The 17,072-nt window shown below is 67.7% G+C and carries 20 protein-coding genes; 11 read left to right on the top strand and 9 right to left on the bottom strand.

Features of this window, described 5'->3' with window-relative positions; translation table 11 throughout:
* Positions 1-225 precede the first annotated feature (225 nt).
* The 6 genes from ACWPXK_RS06880 to ACWPXK_RS06855 form a co-directional block, all read right to left on the bottom strand.
* On the bottom strand, positions 226-894 hold the full coding sequence (locus tag ACWPXK_RS06880; RefSeq protein ID WP_454195124.1) for an MspA family porin: 669 nt from the start codon (positions 892-894) through the stop codon (positions 226-228).
* 67 nt (positions 895-961) lie between these two features.
* Complete coding sequence (locus ACWPXK_RS06875) at positions 962-1,630, bottom strand: MspA family porin (RefSeq protein WP_454195472.1); 669 nt, start codon at positions 1,628-1,630, stop codon at positions 962-964.
* Positions 1,631-2,313: 683 nt separating this feature from the next.
* Positions 2,314-2,808: a MogA/MoaB family molybdenum cofactor biosynthesis protein gene (locus tag ACWPXK_RS06870; RefSeq protein ID WP_195044576.1), complete on the bottom strand. Its 495-nt coding sequence runs from the start codon at positions 2,806-2,808 to the stop codon at positions 2,314-2,316.
* A 92-nt stretch (positions 2,809-2,900) separates the two neighbouring features.
* Positions 2,901-4,313 (bottom strand): S1C family serine protease, encoded by a 1,413-nt coding sequence (locus tag ACWPXK_RS06865; RefSeq protein WP_454195123.1) that lies wholly within the window; start codon positions 4,311-4,313, stop codon positions 2,901-2,903.
* Between the two features lie 468 nt (positions 4,314-4,781).
* Complete coding sequence (locus tag ACWPXK_RS06860) at positions 4,782-6,236, bottom strand: ATP-binding protein (protein ID WP_454195122.1); 1,455 nt, start codon at positions 6,234-6,236, stop codon at positions 4,782-4,784.
* A gap of 9 nt (positions 6,237-6,245) precedes the next feature.
* Positions 6,246-6,932 (bottom strand): response regulator transcription factor, encoded by a 687-nt coding sequence (locus ACWPXK_RS06855; protein ID WP_454195121.1) that lies wholly within the window; start codon positions 6,930-6,932, stop codon positions 6,246-6,248.
* A gap of 225 nt (positions 6,933-7,157) precedes the next feature.
* On the opposite strand from ACWPXK_RS06855, the gene ACWPXK_RS06850 reads away from it, so the two are divergent.
* From ACWPXK_RS06850 to ACWPXK_RS06825, 6 genes are all read left to right on the top strand, one after another.
* The gene (locus ACWPXK_RS06850) at positions 7,158-10,058 is read left to right on the top strand and encodes an ATP-binding protein (RefSeq protein WP_454195120.1); all 2,901 of its coding nucleotides are present in this window, start codon (positions 7,158-7,160) and stop codon (positions 10,056-10,058) included.
* On the top strand, positions 10,055-10,465 hold the full coding sequence (locus ACWPXK_RS06845; RefSeq protein WP_039801134.1) for a roadblock/LC7 domain-containing protein: 411 nt from the start codon (positions 10,055-10,057) through the stop codon (positions 10,463-10,465). Before ACWPXK_RS06850 ends, ACWPXK_RS06845 begins: the two co-directional genes overlap by 4 nt.
* A 7-nt stretch (positions 10,466-10,472) precedes the next feature.
* Positions 10,473-10,844: a DUF742 domain-containing protein gene (locus tag ACWPXK_RS06840; protein WP_364324099.1), complete on the top strand. Its 372-nt coding sequence runs from the start codon at positions 10,473-10,475 to the stop codon at positions 10,842-10,844.
* 100 nt (positions 10,845-10,944) lie between these two features.
* Positions 10,945-11,502, top strand: coding sequence for a GTP-binding protein (locus ACWPXK_RS06835; protein WP_039801302.1), 558 nt, complete (start codon positions 10,945-10,947; stop codon positions 11,500-11,502).
* A complete protein-coding gene (locus tag ACWPXK_RS06830) occupies positions 11,495-12,304 on the top strand; it encodes an MHYT domain-containing protein (RefSeq protein ID WP_454195119.1) in 810 nt (269 codons plus the stop codon). Before ACWPXK_RS06835 ends, ACWPXK_RS06830 begins: the two co-directional genes overlap by 8 nt.
* A 379-nt stretch (positions 12,305-12,683) precedes the next feature.
* Positions 12,684-13,127 (top strand): hypothetical protein, encoded by a 444-nt coding sequence (locus tag ACWPXK_RS06825; protein WP_454195118.1) that lies wholly within the window; start codon positions 12,684-12,686, stop codon positions 13,125-13,127.
* 460 nt (positions 13,128-13,587) lie between these two features.
* On the opposite strand, the gene rpmF is transcribed toward ACWPXK_RS06825, so the two are convergent.
* From rpmF to mrf, 3 genes are read right to left on the bottom strand one after another with little or no spacing between them, the layout of a single operon-like run.
* Entirely contained in the window at positions 13,588-13,761 is a 174-nt protein-coding gene (gene rpmF / locus ACWPXK_RS06820) for a 50S ribosomal protein L32 (protein WP_364324093.1), read from the bottom strand.
* Between the two features lies 1 nt (position 13,762).
* Positions 13,763-14,023 carry a type B 50S ribosomal protein L31 gene (locus tag ACWPXK_RS06815; RefSeq protein WP_454195117.1) on the bottom strand — a complete coding sequence of 87 codons (261 nt, stop codon included), beginning with the start codon at positions 14,021-14,023 and terminating at the stop codon, positions 13,763-13,765.
* The gene (gene mrf, locus ACWPXK_RS06810; RefSeq protein ID WP_454195116.1) at positions 14,020-15,369 is read right to left on the bottom strand and encodes a ribosome hibernation factor-recruiting GTPase MRF; all 1,350 of its coding nucleotides are present in this window, start codon (positions 15,367-15,369) and stop codon (positions 14,020-14,022) included. The genes ACWPXK_RS06815 and mrf overlap by 4 nt, the downstream gene beginning before the upstream one ends.
* A 102-nt stretch (positions 15,370-15,471) precedes the next feature.
* Here mrf and rpmB point away from each other — a divergent pair, with 102 nt between their 5' ends.
* From rpmB to ACWPXK_RS06785, 5 genes are all read left to right on the top strand, one after another.
* On the top strand, positions 15,472-15,708 hold the full coding sequence (gene rpmB / locus ACWPXK_RS06805) for a 50S ribosomal protein L28 (RefSeq protein WP_067474136.1): 237 nt from the start codon (positions 15,472-15,474) through the stop codon (positions 15,706-15,708).
* Between the two features lie 11 nt (positions 15,709-15,719).
* A complete protein-coding gene (rpmG, locus tag ACWPXK_RS06800) occupies positions 15,720-15,890 on the top strand; it encodes a 50S ribosomal protein L33 (protein ID WP_019049259.1) in 171 nt (56 codons plus the stop codon).
* Position 15,891: 1 nt separating this feature from the next.
* On the top strand, positions 15,892-16,197 hold the full coding sequence (gene rpsN / locus ACWPXK_RS06795) for a 30S ribosomal protein S14 (protein WP_454195115.1): 306 nt from the start codon (positions 15,892-15,894) through the stop codon (positions 16,195-16,197).
* 34 nt (positions 16,198-16,231) lie between these two features.
* Entirely contained in the window at positions 16,232-16,486 is a 255-nt protein-coding gene (gene rpsR, locus ACWPXK_RS06790) for a 30S ribosomal protein S18 (protein ID WP_011211513.1), read from the top strand.
* A gap of 102 nt (positions 16,487-16,588) precedes the next feature.
* Positions 16,589-17,050, top strand: a complete 462-nt coding sequence (locus ACWPXK_RS06785) for a hypothetical protein (protein WP_454195114.1) — start codon at positions 16,589-16,591, stop codon at positions 17,048-17,050.
* Positions 17,051-17,072: the final 22 nt, after the last annotated feature.

The raw sequence follows: 17,072 nt of genomic DNA, 5'->3' as shown, positions 1-17,072 counted from the left end.
ACGATCCGCCGACCATCGCGTCATCAAGCGATAGCGGACGAAACAATGCTATTCGGTATCAACCAGACTTATCCGGAAATTCGGGCAAGTTAGCACGGCGCGGCAGCGTCCCCGCTAGGATCGCGAAGCGCCGTTGAACGGCAGGAGAATTCATGACGAAATGGACCCGCCGCCGATGCGACGGGCCCATTTCGTTGGTGGCTATGGGTTTTTACCCGCCTTCACTCAGCCGAGGCTGAACGGCTGGCCCCACAGCGTCACCCAGGTGATGACGTTGTCGGTCTCGACCTCGACACTGACGAAGGCCCGCGCCTGGGCGTAACCGCCGCAGCCGTTCAAGCCGATGGTCTCGTCCGACCAGGTGACCGAACCGCTGGTGCCCTTGAACGCGTTGCGGGTCTTGTGCGATTCGTTGCCGAAGTCGTCGGCCTGCTCGAGATCGAGCACGTAGAACGACTTCGCCTGACCGGGGCCGAGGGACAGATTGCCGCCGCTGTTGGCGCCGACGCCGCCGGTGACGGTGTCGCCGCTCCAGTCGACATCGCCGTCGACGCCACCGGTGGCGCCGCCGCCGGCGATGTTGACCTGGCAGCCGACGGTGTAACCCGGGAAGATCTTGCCGCCGGCGGTGCCGGACAGCTCGACCTGCGCGCTACCGGAGACCCACGCGTTGCGGTGCAGCGGCGTCGAGCCCATGGACGGGCTGATGGTGGCCGACTCGCCGACCAGACGGACCGTCACGACGGTGCCATCCGACAACGTCTTGACGAGTTCCCCGCCCGGCAGCGGGACGAAGGTGTCGGCGTGCGCCGCACCTGTCGAGAGCAGACCCACGGTGATAGCGGCGGACGCGCACAGCCCCGCCGCGCGCGCCAGCATTTTGCGATCGAACATAATGGTAATACCCCTAGAGTATCGAGTTCGCTTGAGCGAAAAGAGATTTGACAGATCCAACGGTTGGTCAGCCGATGCTGAACGGCATCCCGTAGAGGGTGGTCTTCGAGTAGTGATCGCCGATGATCTCGACAACCGTGTACGAACGCGCCTGCGCGTAACCCGCGCAGCCCTGGATCTGAATCTCGGCATCCTGATACTCCACCGAGTACACACCCGGCTTCAGAATGTCCTTGTAATCGATCTGAACGAACTTCACCTCGCCCGGCCCGAGGTTGATACCGATCGAACCACCAGCACTCGCGCCGCTGAGGTTGACACTGCCGGACACACCCGCGGAGATCGCGTCGTCGGCGATGCTGATCTGGCAGCCGACGATGTAACCGGTGCTCAACTGCGAAGCACCGTGCGTCGAGGAGTTGTTGGTTCCGGGGTTTCCGGTCGGACCGTTGTTCGGGCCGATTTCGCCTTCCGGTGTCACAGCGACATCGGCGATGGCGTTGCCCGAAACCCAGACCACGCGACCGGCGCCGTTGGCAGCCAGCGACGGCGAAATCAGGGCCCGCTCTCCGTTCCGGGTGATCGTCACGCCAGGCCCCACCTTGTGGCCGTCCGGCAACGGCACGAAGGTGTCGGCATTGGCGGCACCGGTCGAAAGCAGGCCCATGGCAACGGCCGCGGCAGCGCCGATGCCCGCGACCCGGGCACCGCGGCGCATAGTGCGGTTCTCGCTCATACTTCCCCTCATCAGGTTCAAACAGTCAACCTCGACCATCGAGGCTGAACGTGGTCCTCTCAGGCCCAGCTCAGTGTGTCGCTCCTTTGTTGCCGGTGTGTAACCGGTTGTAATTTCAGCGCAACGTACCAGCTGGCAACGGAACCGAGCCCAGTTCCGCCGAGCGGCCTCATGCGTGCCGATACCCGGGCCTGCGGGGTCCAAATTGCATGGCTCGATGGGGACATTAAACGGTGGATAACGGCAATCGCAACGCGGTGGTTCGTAAAGTTCAGAGTGACGTGAGTCACAGTTGCGAACATTTGAATATGGCGTGACGTGCATAAATGCAGGTTCGCTACAGCCGAGGCGGTCGGAAACCTGCCCAAGGGGGCCGTCGCCACATACGGGACAGGCCCGTAAAGATTTCGCTTGGATTACTTTCGGCCGGAAATGATCACGGCCGAATCACGAGAACACTGGTTCGGATACGTAGCTACTACGTAGATAACGGGCTCAGCCGTGGTGCGGGGGGACCTGAGCGCGTAGCCAGTCGTCGCCGGACCGGCCGTGGTCGGCATCCTCGCCGCGCTCGTCGCTGGTGGTCTCGGGCAGGGGGTCACCGAAGATCTTCGCCAGGCGCGCGGCATCCCTCGCCCGGCGAGCCGCCGGGCGAGGGTTGTCGGAGGGAGTATGGGCGGTGATTACTCGACCAATCCGGAGAGTTCGCCGATCACCCGGCTGGCGAGCGGCCCGAGGGTCGCCATACCGTCCCGGATCGCGGATCTGGTGCCGGGCAGGTTGACCACCAGGGTGCTTCCGGACACACCGGCCACGCCGCGGGACAGACCCGCGTCCAGCGACCCGGCTACCCGGCCGGAGGAACGCAGCGCTTCGCTGATTCCCGGCAATTCGCGGTCCAGCACTTGCGAGGTGGCCTCCGGCGTGACGTCACGCGGGGACATGCCCGTGCCGCCGACGGAGATGACCAGATCCACGCCGCCGATCACCGCGGTATTGAGCGCGTTGCGGATCTCGACCTCGTCGGCCTGCACCGACACCGACGCGTCAACGAGGAAACCCGCCTCGGTGAGCAGCTCGGTGACCAGCGGGCCGAGCGAGTCCACACCTCCATGCGCCGTTCGATCGTCGACGACCACCACCAGAGCACGCCCCGCCACAGGAGCATCGATTTCCATGCTGCTCACCGTAGCGCCTGCATCGAGCAACTCGGCGGCCGCGCCGACAACGCCGGCGTCGAAATCCATCCGAAGGTCGGCTTCGCCTCGCATCATCGGCCGCCCTCCGCGGGCGCGCCGGAGAGGGTCACCTCGACGGTCTTGGGGTTGTTGCCTTGCTCATCGGTGTAGGTGACTTTCACCTTGTCTCCTGGTTGATGGGACCGGACCGCGGCCACGAGCGCGTTTCCGGAGTCGATCGGGCGATCGTCGAGCTTCGTCACCACCGCACCCGGCGGAATGCCCGCCCGAGCGGCGGGGCCGTCCGGCGTCACGTCGCGCACCGTCGCGCCGGAAACCTGCTGTGCCGGATCCTGCTGGCGCGACACGGTGATCCCGATCTGGGCGTAGGTGGCTTTTCCGGTCTTGATGAGCTCATCGGCGACCCGACGCGCCTGATCCACGGGGATCGCGAAGCCTAGTCCGATCGAGCCCGTCTGGCCACCGACGGTCTCGGCGGGCCCGAGCGTCGCGATGGCGGTGTTGATGCCGATGAGCTTGCCGTTGCCGTCCACCAGAGCGCCACCCGAGTTGCCCGGGTTGATCGCGGCGTCGGTCTGGATGGCGTCGATCACCGGGCTGACCGCCGGGCTCGTCTCGCTGCCGTTGCCCGAGGTCACGACGGGCCGGTTCAACGCCGACACGATGCCCGTGGTGACCGTGCCCGCGAGTCCGAGCGGCGAGCCGATCGCGACGACCGGTTGGCCGACCTGCAGATTCGCCGACGCGCCCAGCTCGATCGGGGTGAGACCGCTGCGGCCGGACACCTTGATGACAGCCAGGTCGGAGACCGGGTCGGCGCCGACCACCGTCGCGGGCGCGCTGCTGCCGTCGGCGAACACGACCTCCATCCTCGCGTTCGGCCCGCCGCCCGCCGCCACGTGATTGTTGGTCAGAATCAGCCCGTCGGAGGACAGGACCACCCCGGAACCCTCGCCCTCGGCCCTGCTGCTGGCCACCTTGATCATGACCACGCTGGGCAGCACCTTCTGCGCGACCGCCTGGGTGGATCCGGCCGGGGCGGTGGAGGCGTTGTCGATGTTCGGTCTCGGCGCGTCCAATGCGTTGGTGACCGGGGCGCGGCCATCGTCGGTGCGAGTGACCAGCGCGCCGACCGCGCCGCCGACCCCGCCGCTGACCAAGGCGAGCGCGACCGCACCCGCGACAAGGCCGGTGCGAATCGGACGCCGGGGCGGCACACCGTGGACGCCATCGTGCGGTGTGCCGTGGGGCGCGGTGTACCCACCGAACGGCTGCGTGGGATTGTGCTGGGACGGGTACTGCGCTGACGGATGCTGCGGGCCGTAACCGTGGGCCTGCGCCTCCCCCGGACCGAAGGCGCCGCCATGCGGCGCACCCGCCGACCACGGGCCGGACGCCGCGCCGTGGATATGCTCGGTCGGCTCTCCGCCCGAACCGGCACCGGCCGACCCGGGTTCCGGTCGGTCCTTCGAATCCTCGGTCATGGAATCCTCGTTTCTGCTCACGTCGTCACCGTGCCGGCGCTCGGCGCCGCCGTTCGCGACTGCGTGCTCCCTCGGGTTCGCTCACTATCCATCTCGTCACCTCGCCGACGCTCGGCTACGGCATGAGCGAGTGCTCGGCTGTGTCCATTGTTCGCTCGCTGCGCTCGCTCATCCCTACGCCTCGCTGACGCTCGGCTCCGGCACGAGCGAGTGCTCGGCTGTGTCCATTGTTCGCTCGCTGCGCTCGCTCATGTGCCGACCAGGTTGGTCTCAGTGACTGAGAGCGGACTGAGACCGTGCTTTCAGTTTTCCGAGATCTGTCCATCGCGGCCAGCGTTAGAACCATTGACATGTCGATGTCTCAAATTATGCGACAAACCGATCGCGGCAATGGCCGAATTATCGGTGAATATTTCGCACAGAACTGACCATTGTGGGGGAAATAGACGCCCATCGGGCGGTATTGCGTCAATCCGGCGCAGGGGCTCCTGGCTCACCCGGCAGCACGATGCGGACGACGGTGCCACCGCGTTCGGAGGTATCGACGGCGATGGTGCCGCCGTGTTTCGTCACCACTTGCTTCACGATCGCCAGGCCGAGGCCCGAACCCGGCATCGATCGGGACGAGGTGATCCGATAGAAGCGTTCGAATACCAGCTCGCGCTCCGGCGCGGGAATTCCCGGCCCCGCGTCGTCGATGGACAGTTCCAACAGCCCCGGACCGCTCTCCCGCATGACGATGCGGACCTGTGCGCCGGCGGGGCTCCACTTGGCGGCGTTGTCGAGAACGTTGAGCACCGCGCGCTCCAGCCCCGCATCGTGCCCGTAGACGAACCACGGTCGCAGATCCGCGACGAACTCGATGCCGGTGCGGCGGCGCCGGGCGCGCTCGAGCGCGCGTTCCACCACTTCGCCGAGATCCACTCGCTCGTAGACGGTTTCCGGTGCGTCTTCCCGCGCGAGATCGACCAGATCGCCCACCAGCGTCGACAATTCTTCGATCTGGGCCATGACGTCCGCGCGCAGCCCGGCCATGTCCTCGTCCGGTATCCGGGGTGCGCCCGGGCGGCTCGACGCGATGAGCAACTCCATGTTGGTCCGCAACGACGTCAACGGCGTGCGCAATTCATGCCCGGCGTCGGCGACCAGCCTGCGCTGCCGGTCGCGCGACTCGGTCAAGGCGCGCAGCATGGTGTTGAAGCTCTCGGTGAGCCTTGCCAGTTCGTCGTCGCCGGTCACCGGGATCGGCGTCAGATCGTCGGTGCGCGCGATGCGTTCGGTGGCCGCGGTGAGCCGGGCGATGGGTCGCAATCCGGTCCGGCCGACCGCCGTGCCCGCCGCGGCGGCCAGCACGACACCGCAGCCACCGACCACGAACAGCAGCCAGGCGAGCCGGTCCAGCACCTCCCTGGTCCGGTCCAGTCGCTGCGAGATCACCAGCGTCGCACCGTAGTTCGTGTGCACAGCCAGCACCCGCTGATTGCCGACGGTGCGCAGCGAGGAACTCCGCTCCCCCTCCGCGACGTCCATCTCCTCGGCCCCGACCGGTGGATCGGTCGACTGCGGTGGCGAATAGGGCTTGAGATCGGGATAGATCAGCGCGATGCCGGTGTCGTCGTAGAAGGCCGAGGCGATCATCAGATTCTGGATGTTGAATCCGTACGGATTGCTGGCGATCACGGCGGTGGCGCGGCTGCGCAGCTGCGCGTCCACGTCGGCGTACAAGGCGCGCGCCACGAGGGCGTAAGCAGCGATCGAGGTGACCGCCACCGCGATCGCCACCACGGAGGCGGCCAGCAGGGTCACTCGCCAGCGCAGCGAGACCGAGCGGGTCAGCGGCATCGGCGGCCGCATGTCCGCCGACTCGGGCGGTCGCTGGCCGAGCGCGGCGACGACGGGTCGCTTGGGAGGTGTCCGTGCCATGAAAGCGGCCTACGGGGGTGTTTCGCGTAGCACGTAGCCGACGCCGCGCACGGTGTGGATCAACCGCGGCTCGCCCTCGGACTCGGTCTTGCGGCGCAGATAACCGATGTACACCTCCAGCGCGTTTCCCGAGGTTGGGAAATCGTAGCCCCAGACCTCCTCGAGAATGCGACTGCGAGTCAGTACCCGGCGCGGATTGGCCATCAACATTTCCAGCAGTGAGAACTCGGTGCGGGTGAGACTGATCGGGCGGGCGCCGCGGGAAACCTCACGGGTCACCGGGTCCAGCGACAGATCGGCGAACTTCATCGCCTCCGACGCCTCACCCGGATCGGCGGCCGTGCGGCGCAGCAGTGCCCGCAGCCTGGCCAGCAGCTCCTCCAGCGCGAAGGGCTTCGGCAAATAATCGTCCGCCCCGGCATCGAGCCCGGCAACCCGCTCGGATACCGAATCTCGCGCCGTCAGAACCAGAATCGGCAAATCATCGCCCGTGCTGCGCAGCCTGCGGCAGACCTCGAGCCCGTCCAGCCGGGGCATCATCACATCCAGCACGAGCGCATCCGGTCGCTGCTCGGTTGCCTTCTCCAGCGCGTCCACGCCATCCACCGCGAGATCGACGGAGTAGCCGTTGAAGGTGAGCGACCGGCGCAGCGATTCCCGGACCGCCCGATCGTCGTCGACTACCAGAATGCGCATGCCACCAGTTTGACCGCAGCGACTGAGAGGTAACTGAGAGGCCACCCCCGACACGCCGCGGCGAGTCCTGGTGCAGCGTTCGGCGCGTCACCCCGCTGCGACCCCGATGACCAGGGGCTTCCACAACAGTGCCGAGAAGTTGACGCGTCCCTGACGCATTCCGCCGCGAATCATGTTCTCTATAACCATATTCGGAATTTGCGTACCGACTCCCCCGGATTGCCGATGACCACTCTGCACGGTATGTTCCGTGCGGTAAAAAGAAGACCTCTAGTTGGTTCTTTGCGGGTTGAATCAATACTGAACAGCCACGCGCAACCGAGGTCACTGGTGAAGCGGAGGCGACGGAAGCGGATGGAAGCTGCACCGCGGTCCTGGCAATTCAGCCTGTCGAACTGGTCGGTCACCCGCAAGGTTGGCGTGGTGCTCGTGCTTCCGGTGCTGCTGGCCACCGTCTTCGCCGTGCTCCGAATCAACAACGAACTGCGTACCATGACGCAGTTGGACGCGGCCACCGAACAAGCCATCATCATCCGCCCGATCGTCAAGTTCGGTACCGCGACCGAGCAACTCGGCGTCACCGCGACGGCCACCTGGGGCAACACCGCCGACCCGCAGACCGACGCGGCGCTGACGAAGTTCGACCAGGCGCTGGCCGAGCTGGAAGCCGCGCTGCAGACCACCAAGGCCAGCGGCCGGGTCACCTCCGAACTCGCCTCGGCCATCGCGACTGGCACCACGATGCGCAACAGCCTGCGCAACGGCTCGCCCGCGATGGTCGGCGAACAGTCCGACGAGATCATGGTGCGCATCGGCAACGCGCTCGCGCTGTCACCCTCCGTGGACGACCTGGTGATCCAGCGGTACTTCCTGCAGCTGGCGTCGGTGCAGACCGCACGGCGCGTGCTCACCCAGCAGCGCATGCTGATCGGCTCACCGGACGCGGGCCGCAACACGAGCGTGCGGCCGCGCGTGCTGGTCGCCGCGGGCGCCGAGATCACGATGATCTACCAGTACGCGCAGATCCTGCCGGACTACGCGGGCAATATGCGCCCGCTGCTGGACGCGGTGCAGACCCGCCTGGGCACGTTCAGCCAGAACGTCGCCGATCCGGCGACCAACCCCGCCGTGCTCGATTCGCTCCAGATCAGTTCGGACACCTATGAGAACACCACCGCGCAGCTGATCGACACGATCGACAGCGCACTGGCCGACCGCACCACCGCGGCGCAGACCGGCGCGCTGCGCGAGACGACGATCGTCATCGGCATGCTGCTCGCGGGCCTGGCGCTGGCTCTGTCGGTGGCGCGCACTCTGGTCGTCCCGGTCCGGCGGCTGCGGCGCGACGCGCTCGAGGTGGCGCATTTCAAGCTGCCCGACGAGCTCGCCGTGGTGCGCGCGGGCGGCACCACACCGGAGATCACCCCGGTCGCCGTGCACACCACCGACGAGATCGGCCAGCTGGCCCGCGCCGTCGACGAGATCCACGAGCAGGCGCTGAATCTCGCCGCCGACCAGGCCCGCCTGCGCCTGCAGATCGGCAACATGTTCGAAACCCTCTCCCGCCGCAGCCAATCGCTGGTCGAGCAGCAGCTGGCGCTGATCGAGGATCTCGAACACGACGAGGACGACACCGACCGGCTGCAGAGCCTGTTCCGCCTCGACCACCTGGCCACCCGCATGCGCCGCAACGGCGACAACCTGCTCGTGCTCGCGGGCACCGCGCTGCGCCGCGGCCAGCTGCACCCGGTGCACCTGTCGGACATGCTCTGGAGCGCGGTCTCCCAGGTCGAGGACTACCAGCGGGTCGAGATCGGCGCGGTGCCGGACGGCATCGTCGCGGGCGAGCCCGCGGTCGACATCGAGCACCTGCTCGCCGAGCTGATCGACAACGCGCTGCGCTACTCCCCCCCGACCACCCCCGTCACGGTGATGGTGTCGCGTGCGGTGGACGGCGGCTACCTGATCGAAATCACCGACCGCGGCCTGGGCATGTCCCTGGAAGACCTGCAGACGACCAACGAACGGCTCGCCTCCGGTGGTGAGGTCACCGTCGAGACGGCGCGCCGGATGGGTCTGTTCGTCGTCGGCCGGCTGGCCAAACGCCACACCATCACGGTCAGCCTGCGCCGCACCTCGACGATGGCGCAGCAGCCCGGCATCACCGCAAGCGTGCACCTGCCCGGTGCTCTGGTCGCGCCGCCGATGGACGCCACCGACCCGGCGGGCAAACCCCTCGATATCACCGCCGAACATCAGCTGCCAACGCTCGGCGCGTCGCCGACCGGCGCGCAGCCCCGCAATCTCGTACCGGTGCCGAGCCTGCCGCAGCGTGACGCCGCACGCTTCGGCGTGACGAGTTCCGGTCTGCCCCAGCGCCGTCCGGCCATCCGGGTCGCCGATTCTCCCGACCAGCCCGCGGTCTCCGCGCCGGTCGGCCGCGCGGTCAATCCGGCCGATCAGCCGCCCACCCAACCCTGGCCGGTGCTCACTCCCCGCACCGAGACCGACCACACCCCGACCGGTCCGTTCGGTCCGCCGACGTCCGCTGGGAGTGAACACTCCGGCGACGCCGAACAGCAGCCCGCGCCCGCCGATCTGTGGACCGAGATCCAGGACGACGAGCCGGCCACCGGACCGAATCCGGCGGTGGCCAGGGAGAGCGTCGCACCCCAGACCACCGCACGGTCCGGTCTTCCGATCCGCAAGCCGTCCACCGCACCCGCTGACCCACCGCAGGAGGTGGCACCCGAACCCGCGACGGTCACCTCATCCCGGCTGCAGCCGGTGGCCGGCGCCTCGCCGACTCCGATCTATCAACGCATGGTCTCGGAATGGCTGGTCGAGCCCTCGACCTCGCAATCGCCGGACAGCACATGGTCTTCGCCCGGTGACGCGGGCTGGCTGGCCGCCGAGGATGCCAGCAATCCGACGACCACGGCGCGCACCGTCGGCGGGTTGCCGATCCGCAGGCCGGGCGCTCAACTGGTGCCCGGCGGTCTGGCGCCGGCGGAGGACGCCGGAACGCGTGATCCGGAAGAAATTCGCAACAACTTGACCAGGCATCTCAGTGGGGTCCGCAGCGGGCGGGCCAATGCGCAGTACAACGACGGAGGGCTTGCATGACCAACGCGAACAACAGCACCACGGACGAGAATCTGAACTGGCTGGTCGCCCGCTTCACCCGGGATGTGCCCGGCGTGTCCCACGCGGTACTGGTGTCGGCGGACGGCCTGTTGCAGGCCACCAGCCCGCATTTGCCCAGCGACCGCGCCGAGCAGCTCTCCGCCGTCACCGCCGGCCTTGCCAGCCTCTCCATGGGCGCGGCCTCCCTGTTCGACGGCGGCAAGGTGATGCAGTCCATCGTGGAGATGCAGCGCGGCTACCTGCTGGTGATGAGCGTCGGCAACGGCTCGCACCTGGCCGTGCTGGCGAACAAGTCGCACGATATCGGTCGTATCGGCTACGAGATGGCGCTGCTGGTCGATCGGGTGGGCTCGGTGGTCACCGCCACCGCCCGTACCGCCGTCTGAGTGTGAGATGTCCAACCCATACGGCCCCGGACCACGACCAACCACCCGCGTCCGGCCGTACGCCCTGACCTCCGGGCGTACCGAACCGGCGATCGAGCTGCCGCTGGAGGCAGTAATCGAAACCTTGTCGTACACTGCACATCTCGACTGGCCGACCGGCGACATCCGCACCGAGATACTGCGACTCGGCACGCATCGGCTGTCGGTCGCGGAGATCGCGGCACATCTGGACCGGCCGCTGGGCATGGTCCGGGTGGTGATCGGCGACCTCGTCGTCGACGGCACCATGCGCGTGCATTCGACCCTGACCGAAGAGGCGAGCTATGACGAGCGACGTTCGTTGATGGAGAGGACATTGCGTGGACTCCGCGCCCTATAGGAATCTGGGGCCCAGTGGAAATCCCGGGCCAAGTGGGAATACCGGAACAGGAAACGCTCCTGGGCCGGACGGCTTCGAGAACCGGGTCGCCTCGACGAAGATCGTCGTCGCCGGCGGCTTCGGCGCGGGCAAGACGACGTTCGTCGGTGCGGTGTCGGAGATCGTTCCGCTGCGCACCGAGGCGATGGTGACCCGTTACTCCGACGGCATCGACGATCTCGCCGAGACGCCGGAGAAGGAAACCACCACGGTCGCCATGGATTTCGGCCGGATCATCCTGCCGGGCAACCTGGTGCTCTATCTGTTCGGCACACCGGGCCAGCGACGGTTCTGGTTCATGTGGGACGACCTGATCCGCGGTGCGATCGGCGCCGTGGTGCTGATCGACACCAGGCGGCTGGAGGACAGCTTCGCCGCGGTCGACTTCTTCGAGGCGCGCAAGCTGCCGTTCCTGATCGCCGTGAACCGCTTCCCCGACGCGCCGCGCTTCCCGATCGCGGAGCTGCGCGAGGCGCTTTCGGTCCGCGAGGGTGTGCCGATCGTGGATATCGACGCGCGCAACGCGATCGAGGTGCGCCAGGCGCTGGCCGCGGTGACCGAGTACGCGATCGCCCAGCTGAAGGCGAGCGAACTGGAAGGAACCGCCCGGCATGCGTGAGGTCGCGACGCTGGCCGCGGGCAATGGCGCCGGGGCGTCCGTCGATCAGTTCGCGCTCGGCTACTGGCTGGTCGCGCTGACCTTGGGCATCTCCGTGCTCGGCGCGGTAGTCGGCCTCGCATGCCTCGTGCACAGCGCGCGCTCGGTCCAGTTCCGGCTCGTATGGCTGGTTTCCGCGGCCATCTCGCTCGGCGGCGTCGGGGCGTGGCTGGCCACGTCGGTGGCCATGCTCGGCCTGCGAGTGCCGGGGAGCGCGATGCGTTACGACTCGGGCCGCTTGGTCGCGGCTCTGGTGGTGTCGATCGTGACGGTCCTGGCCGCGCTGCTGACCATCGGCCGCAAACCGCGCCTGGCGCTGCTGCTGCCCGGCGGGCTGGTTCTCGGCCTCGGCATCGCTCTCACGCACTACCTTGGCATCGGCTCGATCGCGATCCAGGGTTCGGTCGACGTGACGATCTGGCTGGCCGCCGTTTCGGCGGTGATCGGGGTGATCACCGCGACCGCGACGCTCTGGTCGTTCCAGGCGGTGCGTTTCCCGCTGGCCCGCGCCGCGACGGTGCTGCTGTTCGGCGTCGGTGTGGTCGCGACCTACTACACGGCGATGGCCGCATTGCATTTCGACGTGGATCGGTCGGCGAAGGTGCCCGAGGGTGTGGAGTTGTTCGACTTCGTGTTCCCGATGTTCGTCATCGGCTTGCTGGCGCTGACGGTTCCGATCTCCGCGGTGCTGATCGCTCCGGACCGCCGCGAATTCGCTACCCCGCCGAAGCCGCGCCGACCGAAGCTGGAGCCCGCCAGCTGATTCGCCCGCCGCCCGGAACGGCGAGTCGCGCTGCGGCAGGTCCGTTTTCGCGACGCTGGCCGACCCGCCTCCCCGATTCGCGCTGATCGGTGTAGGCGGGATTCGGCGATGACCCGGAAAGACCCGCCCGATCGACTTACAGTGGGAGCCATGCTTTTCGGTCCGGGCTTCGCCGCTGGACGTCCAGCGTGCGCCGTGGAGTTCGACTTCGCGGTGCGGGACGGTGCCCGAGGCCTGCCCAGCTAGCTGCTCACGTACCGCCGTAGCGTCGGACACGCGTGCGTCGCGCGCGTCGCCCGGTGACGGTCGGCGGCGCTGCCATGTGAAGGCCGGGACCCGGTTTCGGCCAGTGGATTTCTTTGAACGGGAGGATCCGGACGTGACGCCGGAACAAGAGGCAGTGCTGCGCGACATCCAGGTTCAGCTGCGCGGGCCCGGCCTGTCCGGCTGGCCGCAGCTCGGCACCGACGTGGACGGCGAGCATCGCACGCTGGTGGACGGGTTGGCCGCCGCGATGGCGCGCATCGGTGAGTTGGAGCACCAATACGCCGAATTGCGAACGCAAATAGTCGAATTGCGGACCGAGATCAGCGAACTGGAGGCGACAACAGCCGAGCTGACCGAGCAGGTGCAGCGGTTGGACGGGCCGCACTTGCCGTGGCCGCTCTCGCTGATCGAGGGTCCCGCCGCGCTGGTCGGTGAGCAGCTGGCGCGGTTGGAGGCGCTGTGGGCGGACTTGGCCGGGTCGCGGGGCCACGACGGCGCCGAGCGGCACGAGACCGACGACAAGGCCGGACCTGCGGAGCTGACCTCGAAAAACTGAGCCGCACATCGCCGCCACCGTTAGGTAGCCGGGATCGGCGGTGGGAGAAGGGGATTGGGAGAGCCGGATCGGCGAGACGCCGTTCAGATTGGCGATGAGCGGGTTCTCCTGGGGACCAGGAGAACCCGCCCTCGAGCACGAGGGTACCGCTGTCCGACCTTGTGCGCATCATTTTCGGCGTACTTTTTCGCCACCAAAAACCAACCGGCGGTATCGATTTCATGACGTAGCTATCCGATCGCAACCGCACTGGACGCAATAGTGCGACGTGATGCAGGCCATATCGGTAGCTGAATGATAGCCATGAGGGGTGTGGATTCGTTCCAAGGTCACGTCACCACTGGTTTTCGGACAACCGACCAGCTGCGCCAAGTTTGCCGCCCCGATAGCAAACGAGCAGTAGCAAGCCATCACTCGGAGTCCCACACCGAATACGCAGCGCCGCAGGCGCTGCCAAGGATTACAGCCGATCGAGATCTATCAGGCCGCGCCGCACGGCCGCGACCAGCCTGCGCGGTACCTGATGCACGACGCCTCCGACGGTGACCGGCACCAGTTCGACCGGTGCGGCCTTCCAGTTCGCCCTGCGGCTTCGGGTGTTCGATCGCGACATCTTCCGCTTCGGCACCGCCATGTCAGGCCTCCCCTCGGACGCGCTTGCCGTACTTGCGCTCGAACTTCTCCACCCGTCCCTGGGTGTCCAGCACGCGGTGCGCGCCGGTCCAGAACGGGTGCGAGTCGGCCGTCACATCCACTGTCAGCAGCGGATACGTATTGCCGTCCGTCCACTCCACGGTGCGCGCGCTGGTGGCCGTGGAACGTGTGAGGAACCGCTTGCCGGTGCTCACGTCCTCGAAGACCACCTGGTGGTAGTCGGGATGGATTCCCTTCTTCATTTCGCCTCTCCTCTCGGGCTTTTCACGTCTTCGACCGCTCGGTCCGCGGCGTCGCCGTCCGCGCAGGGATCGGCGTGCCACTCCCCGAACGGGTCCTCCCACTGGGCCACCAGATCGGGTGCCTGCTCGACCAGCAGCAGTTCCTCGTCCTCCACCAGTGCCCAATGCAGCGCCTCGCGGATCTCCGCCGGATCGGCGTCGTGCACCAGGATCGCCAGCGAGATGTCCCGGTCCCCGAAACGCTCGTCCCAGCGCAGCGCGGCCATCGCCCGGCGCTCCGGGTCAACCTCGGCCAGCTCCTCGGGGGACATCGCGGCCAGCCACCGCCCGGCGCCGCCCACCCGCAGGCCGCCGCCCGCTGATTCCAGCCAGACGACCTCGTCGGGCTGGGTCGCCAGCCACAGGCGGCCGCGCGCGGTCACCACGCCGTCGAACAGCACATCGAGCGCCTCGTGCAGGCGGCCGGGATGGAACGGGCGTCCCGCGGCGAACTCCACAAGGACGACGCCGTAGTCGCTGGTCAAGGGTGGGGTGCCGCGCAGCAGCGGCGCGTGGGCGTCGAAGATGCGGCCGCGCCGCGAGTCGGCGCAGATGCGCGCGAGCAGCGCTTCGACCCCGGCGGGCGTGAGTTCGTGTGGCTCGTCGACCCAGTCGACCGGCGCACCGGGGACCAGCCGCGCCAGCACCGCGGCGAGTTTGCCCCGCTCGGTCCGCGCGTCGAGCAGCGTCTCGTGCGTGTCCACGGCGCCGAGGGCGATGACGGCATCGGCGAAGTCGACCTGACCGACCGCGACCTGCGCCACCGTGCGGTCGTCGTCGGCGCGAGCGAGGCCGCGCTCGGCGAGCGTGTCCTCCCCGGTCGCGTCGGCGAGCCACGTGCCGGCGTCCAGACAGGCGAGCACCGCGTCCACCCGCACGTCGCGCCCGGCGGGACCGTCGACGCGACCGTGCACGCCGGTGACCACGACGTGCTCGATGGCCTGGCACACCGCCTCGGCCTCGAACGCGGGATCGAGCGCGAGCACGATGCGGTCGACCGCATCGCGCCGCGCAAGTGTGCACAGCAGCGGGAGCAGGTCCATCCGCAGCGTGCAGGAAACGCAGCCGTGCGCGAGCTCGAGCACGGCGGAGGTCTCCCCCGTCGCGGTGCGCACCGTCCGGTGCACGATGCCCTCGCGCAACTGGGCGAGGTCGTGGCGGACGACGACCGTACCCGGCGCCGCGCCCAGCGCCGCGGCCGCGTGATCCACGCCCGCCGCGGCGAGTCCGGCGAAACCGGCGAGCACCACCACGGGCGTCCTCCGGTCGGACTCGGGTGGGAACAGGGTGGAATCTGCGGCGACCACCGGCAACCCCTTTCGGTAACGATTTTCATTTGCCGTCGCACAACGGTACAGTCCCGGTCAGCCTTTGTCGAAAACGATTGTCATCTACTGGAGGGAGTCCGCATGTCGGCCCACTGCCAGGTCACCGGGCGCAAGCCCGGATTCGGCAAGTCCGTGTCGCACTCGCACAAGCGGACGAGCCGCCGCTGGAACCCCAACGTCCAGCGCAAGACCTACTACCTGCCCAGCGAAGGCCGGCGCATCACGCTGACCGTCTCCGCCAAGGGCATCAAGACCATCGACCGGGACGGGATCGAGGCCGTGGTGGCCCGGATCCGGGCGCGCGGCGACAAGATCTAAAGGAGCGACCCATGGCGTCGAAATCGACCGACATCCGCCCGATCGTCAAGCTGAAGTCCACCGCGGGCACCGGGTACACCTACGTGACCCGCAAGAACCGCCGCAACGACCCCGATCGCCTCGTGCTGCGCAAATACGACCCGGTCGTGCGCAAGCACGTCGACTTCCGCGAGGAGCGCTGAGATGGCCAAGAAGTCGAAGATCGCACGCGATCAGCAGCGCAGGGCGATCGTGGCGCGCTACGCCGCGCGCCGCGCGGAGTTGAAGGAAATCATCCGGAAGCCGGGCACCTCGGACGCCGATCGGGAGGCCGCCCAAGCCGAACTGCGGCGCCAGCCGCGAGACGCCAGTCCGGTACGATTGCGCAATCGGGACGCCGCCGACGGACGACCGCGCGGTCATCTCCGGAAGTTCGGACTCTCCCGTGTGCGTGTGCGCGAGATGGCCCACCGGGGCGAGTTGCCCGGTGTGCACAAATCGAGCTGGTAGGCAACCACTGATCTCGTGAGAAGGAACCCGTCATATGGCAGTCAAGCGAGCACCCTCGAAGAAGGTTCGCGCCGAGCAGGCCCGTCGCCCGAAGAAGAACCCGCTCATCGCCGCGGGTATCGAGACGGTCGACTACAAAGACGTGAACCTGCTGCGCACGTTCATCTCCGATCGCGGCAAGATTCGCAGCCGCCGGGTCACCGGGCTCACCCCGCAGCAGCAGCGCCAGGTCGCTGTCGCGGTGAAGAACGCCCGTGAGATGGCGCTGCTGCCGTTCACCAGCCGCTAGTCGGGCTTTCGATACGCGAGAGACCCCCGAGGAACTCGGGGGTCTTTGTCGTTTCCACCGAGGCCACCGATCGCGAAAGAGCGCCGGGACTAGGGTTGCGGCATGGATCGGATACCGGCCGGACGCGCCGCCGCAGCTGTCGCCGTAGTGCTCGCCTGCCTCGCGGCCACGAGCTGCGGCGACTCGAAAGACACGGAACCACAACCGGACACGAGCACGACGCAGACCGCGGCGCCGAGCACACCGATCGAGGACCCGCACGGGAACCAGGGCACCGTGTTCACCGCCGACCCGACCATCGTCGGCGCGCATCCGATCCCGTTCCGATCATGGACCAGGTTGGCGGACGACAAGATAGCCGTGAACTTCCAAACCGGGACGCCCGAGTGTTACGGCGTGGATGCCACGGTCACCGAAACCGATTCGACGGTGACGGTCGAACTGCGCTCGGGCACCCGCGCCGACGCGGTGGCCCGAATGTGCACGATGATCGCGGTTTTCGGCACGCTGGAGGTGCCGCTGAAAGCGCCGCTGGGCAACCGCACGGTGCTCAGCGCGGTCTAGGGATCAGCGAAGGCCGCGCCGG

The sequence above is a fragment of the Nocardia sp. Marseille-Q1738 genome (assembly GCF_965283145.1).
This window is presented reverse-complemented; position numbering and strand designations above follow the sequence as displayed.

Coding starts and splice junctions, on each gene's coding strand:
- ACWPXK_RS06845 (WP_039801134.1), top strand. CDS start 10,055: ATGACCAACGCGAACAACAGCACCACGGACGAGAATCTGAACTGGCTG.
- ACWPXK_RS06880 (WP_454195124.1), bottom strand. CDS start 894: ATGTTCGATCGCAAAATGCTGGCGCGCGCGGCGGGGCTGTGCGCGTCC.
- ACWPXK_RS06875 (WP_454195472.1), bottom strand. CDS start 1,630: ATGAGCGAGAACCGCACTATGCGCCGCGGTGCCCGGGTCGCGGGCATC.
- ACWPXK_RS06785 (WP_454195114.1), top strand. CDS start 16,589: ATGGATCGGATACCGGCCGGACGCGCCGCCGCAGCTGTCGCCGTAGTG.
- ACWPXK_RS06865 (WP_454195123.1), bottom strand. CDS start 4,313: ATGACCGAGGATTCGAAGGACCGACCGGAACCCGGGTCGGCCGGTGCC.
- ACWPXK_RS06855 (WP_454195121.1), bottom strand. CDS start 6,932: ATGCGCATTCTGGTAGTCGACGACGATCGGGCGGTCCGGGAATCGCTG.
- ACWPXK_RS06830 (WP_454195119.1), top strand. CDS start 11,495: ATGCGTGAGGTCGCGACGCTGGCCGCGGGCAATGGCGCCGGGGCGTCC.
- ACWPXK_RS06850 (WP_454195120.1), top strand. CDS start 7,158: ATGACCACTCTGCACGGTATGTTCCGTGCGGTAAAAAGAAGACCTCTA.
- rpmG (WP_019049259.1), top strand. CDS start 15,720: ATGGCGTCGAAATCGACCGACATCCGCCCGATCGTCAAGCTGAAGTCC.
- ACWPXK_RS06840 (WP_364324099.1), top strand. CDS start 10,473: ATGTCCAACCCATACGGCCCCGGACCACGACCAACCACCCGCGTCCGG.
- ACWPXK_RS06860 (WP_454195122.1), bottom strand. CDS start 6,236: ATGGCACGGACACCTCCCAAGCGACCCGTCGTCGCCGCGCTCGGCCAG.
- rpmB (WP_067474136.1), top strand. CDS start 15,472: ATGTCGGCCCACTGCCAGGTCACCGGGCGCAAGCCCGGATTCGGCAAG.
- ACWPXK_RS06815 (WP_454195117.1), bottom strand. CDS start 14,023: ATGAAGAAGGGAATCCATCCCGACTACCACCAGGTGGTCTTCGAGGAC.
- ACWPXK_RS06870 (WP_195044576.1), bottom strand. CDS start 2,808: ATGGAAATCGATGCTCCTGTGGCGGGGCGTGCTCTGGTGGTGGTCGTC.
- rpmF (WP_364324093.1), bottom strand. CDS start 13,761: ATGGCGGTGCCGAAGCGGAAGATGTCGCGATCGAACACCCGAAGCCGC.
- rpsN (WP_454195115.1), top strand. CDS start 15,892: ATGGCCAAGAAGTCGAAGATCGCACGCGATCAGCAGCGCAGGGCGATC.
- rpsR (WP_011211513.1), top strand. CDS start 16,232: ATGGCAGTCAAGCGAGCACCCTCGAAGAAGGTTCGCGCCGAGCAGGCC.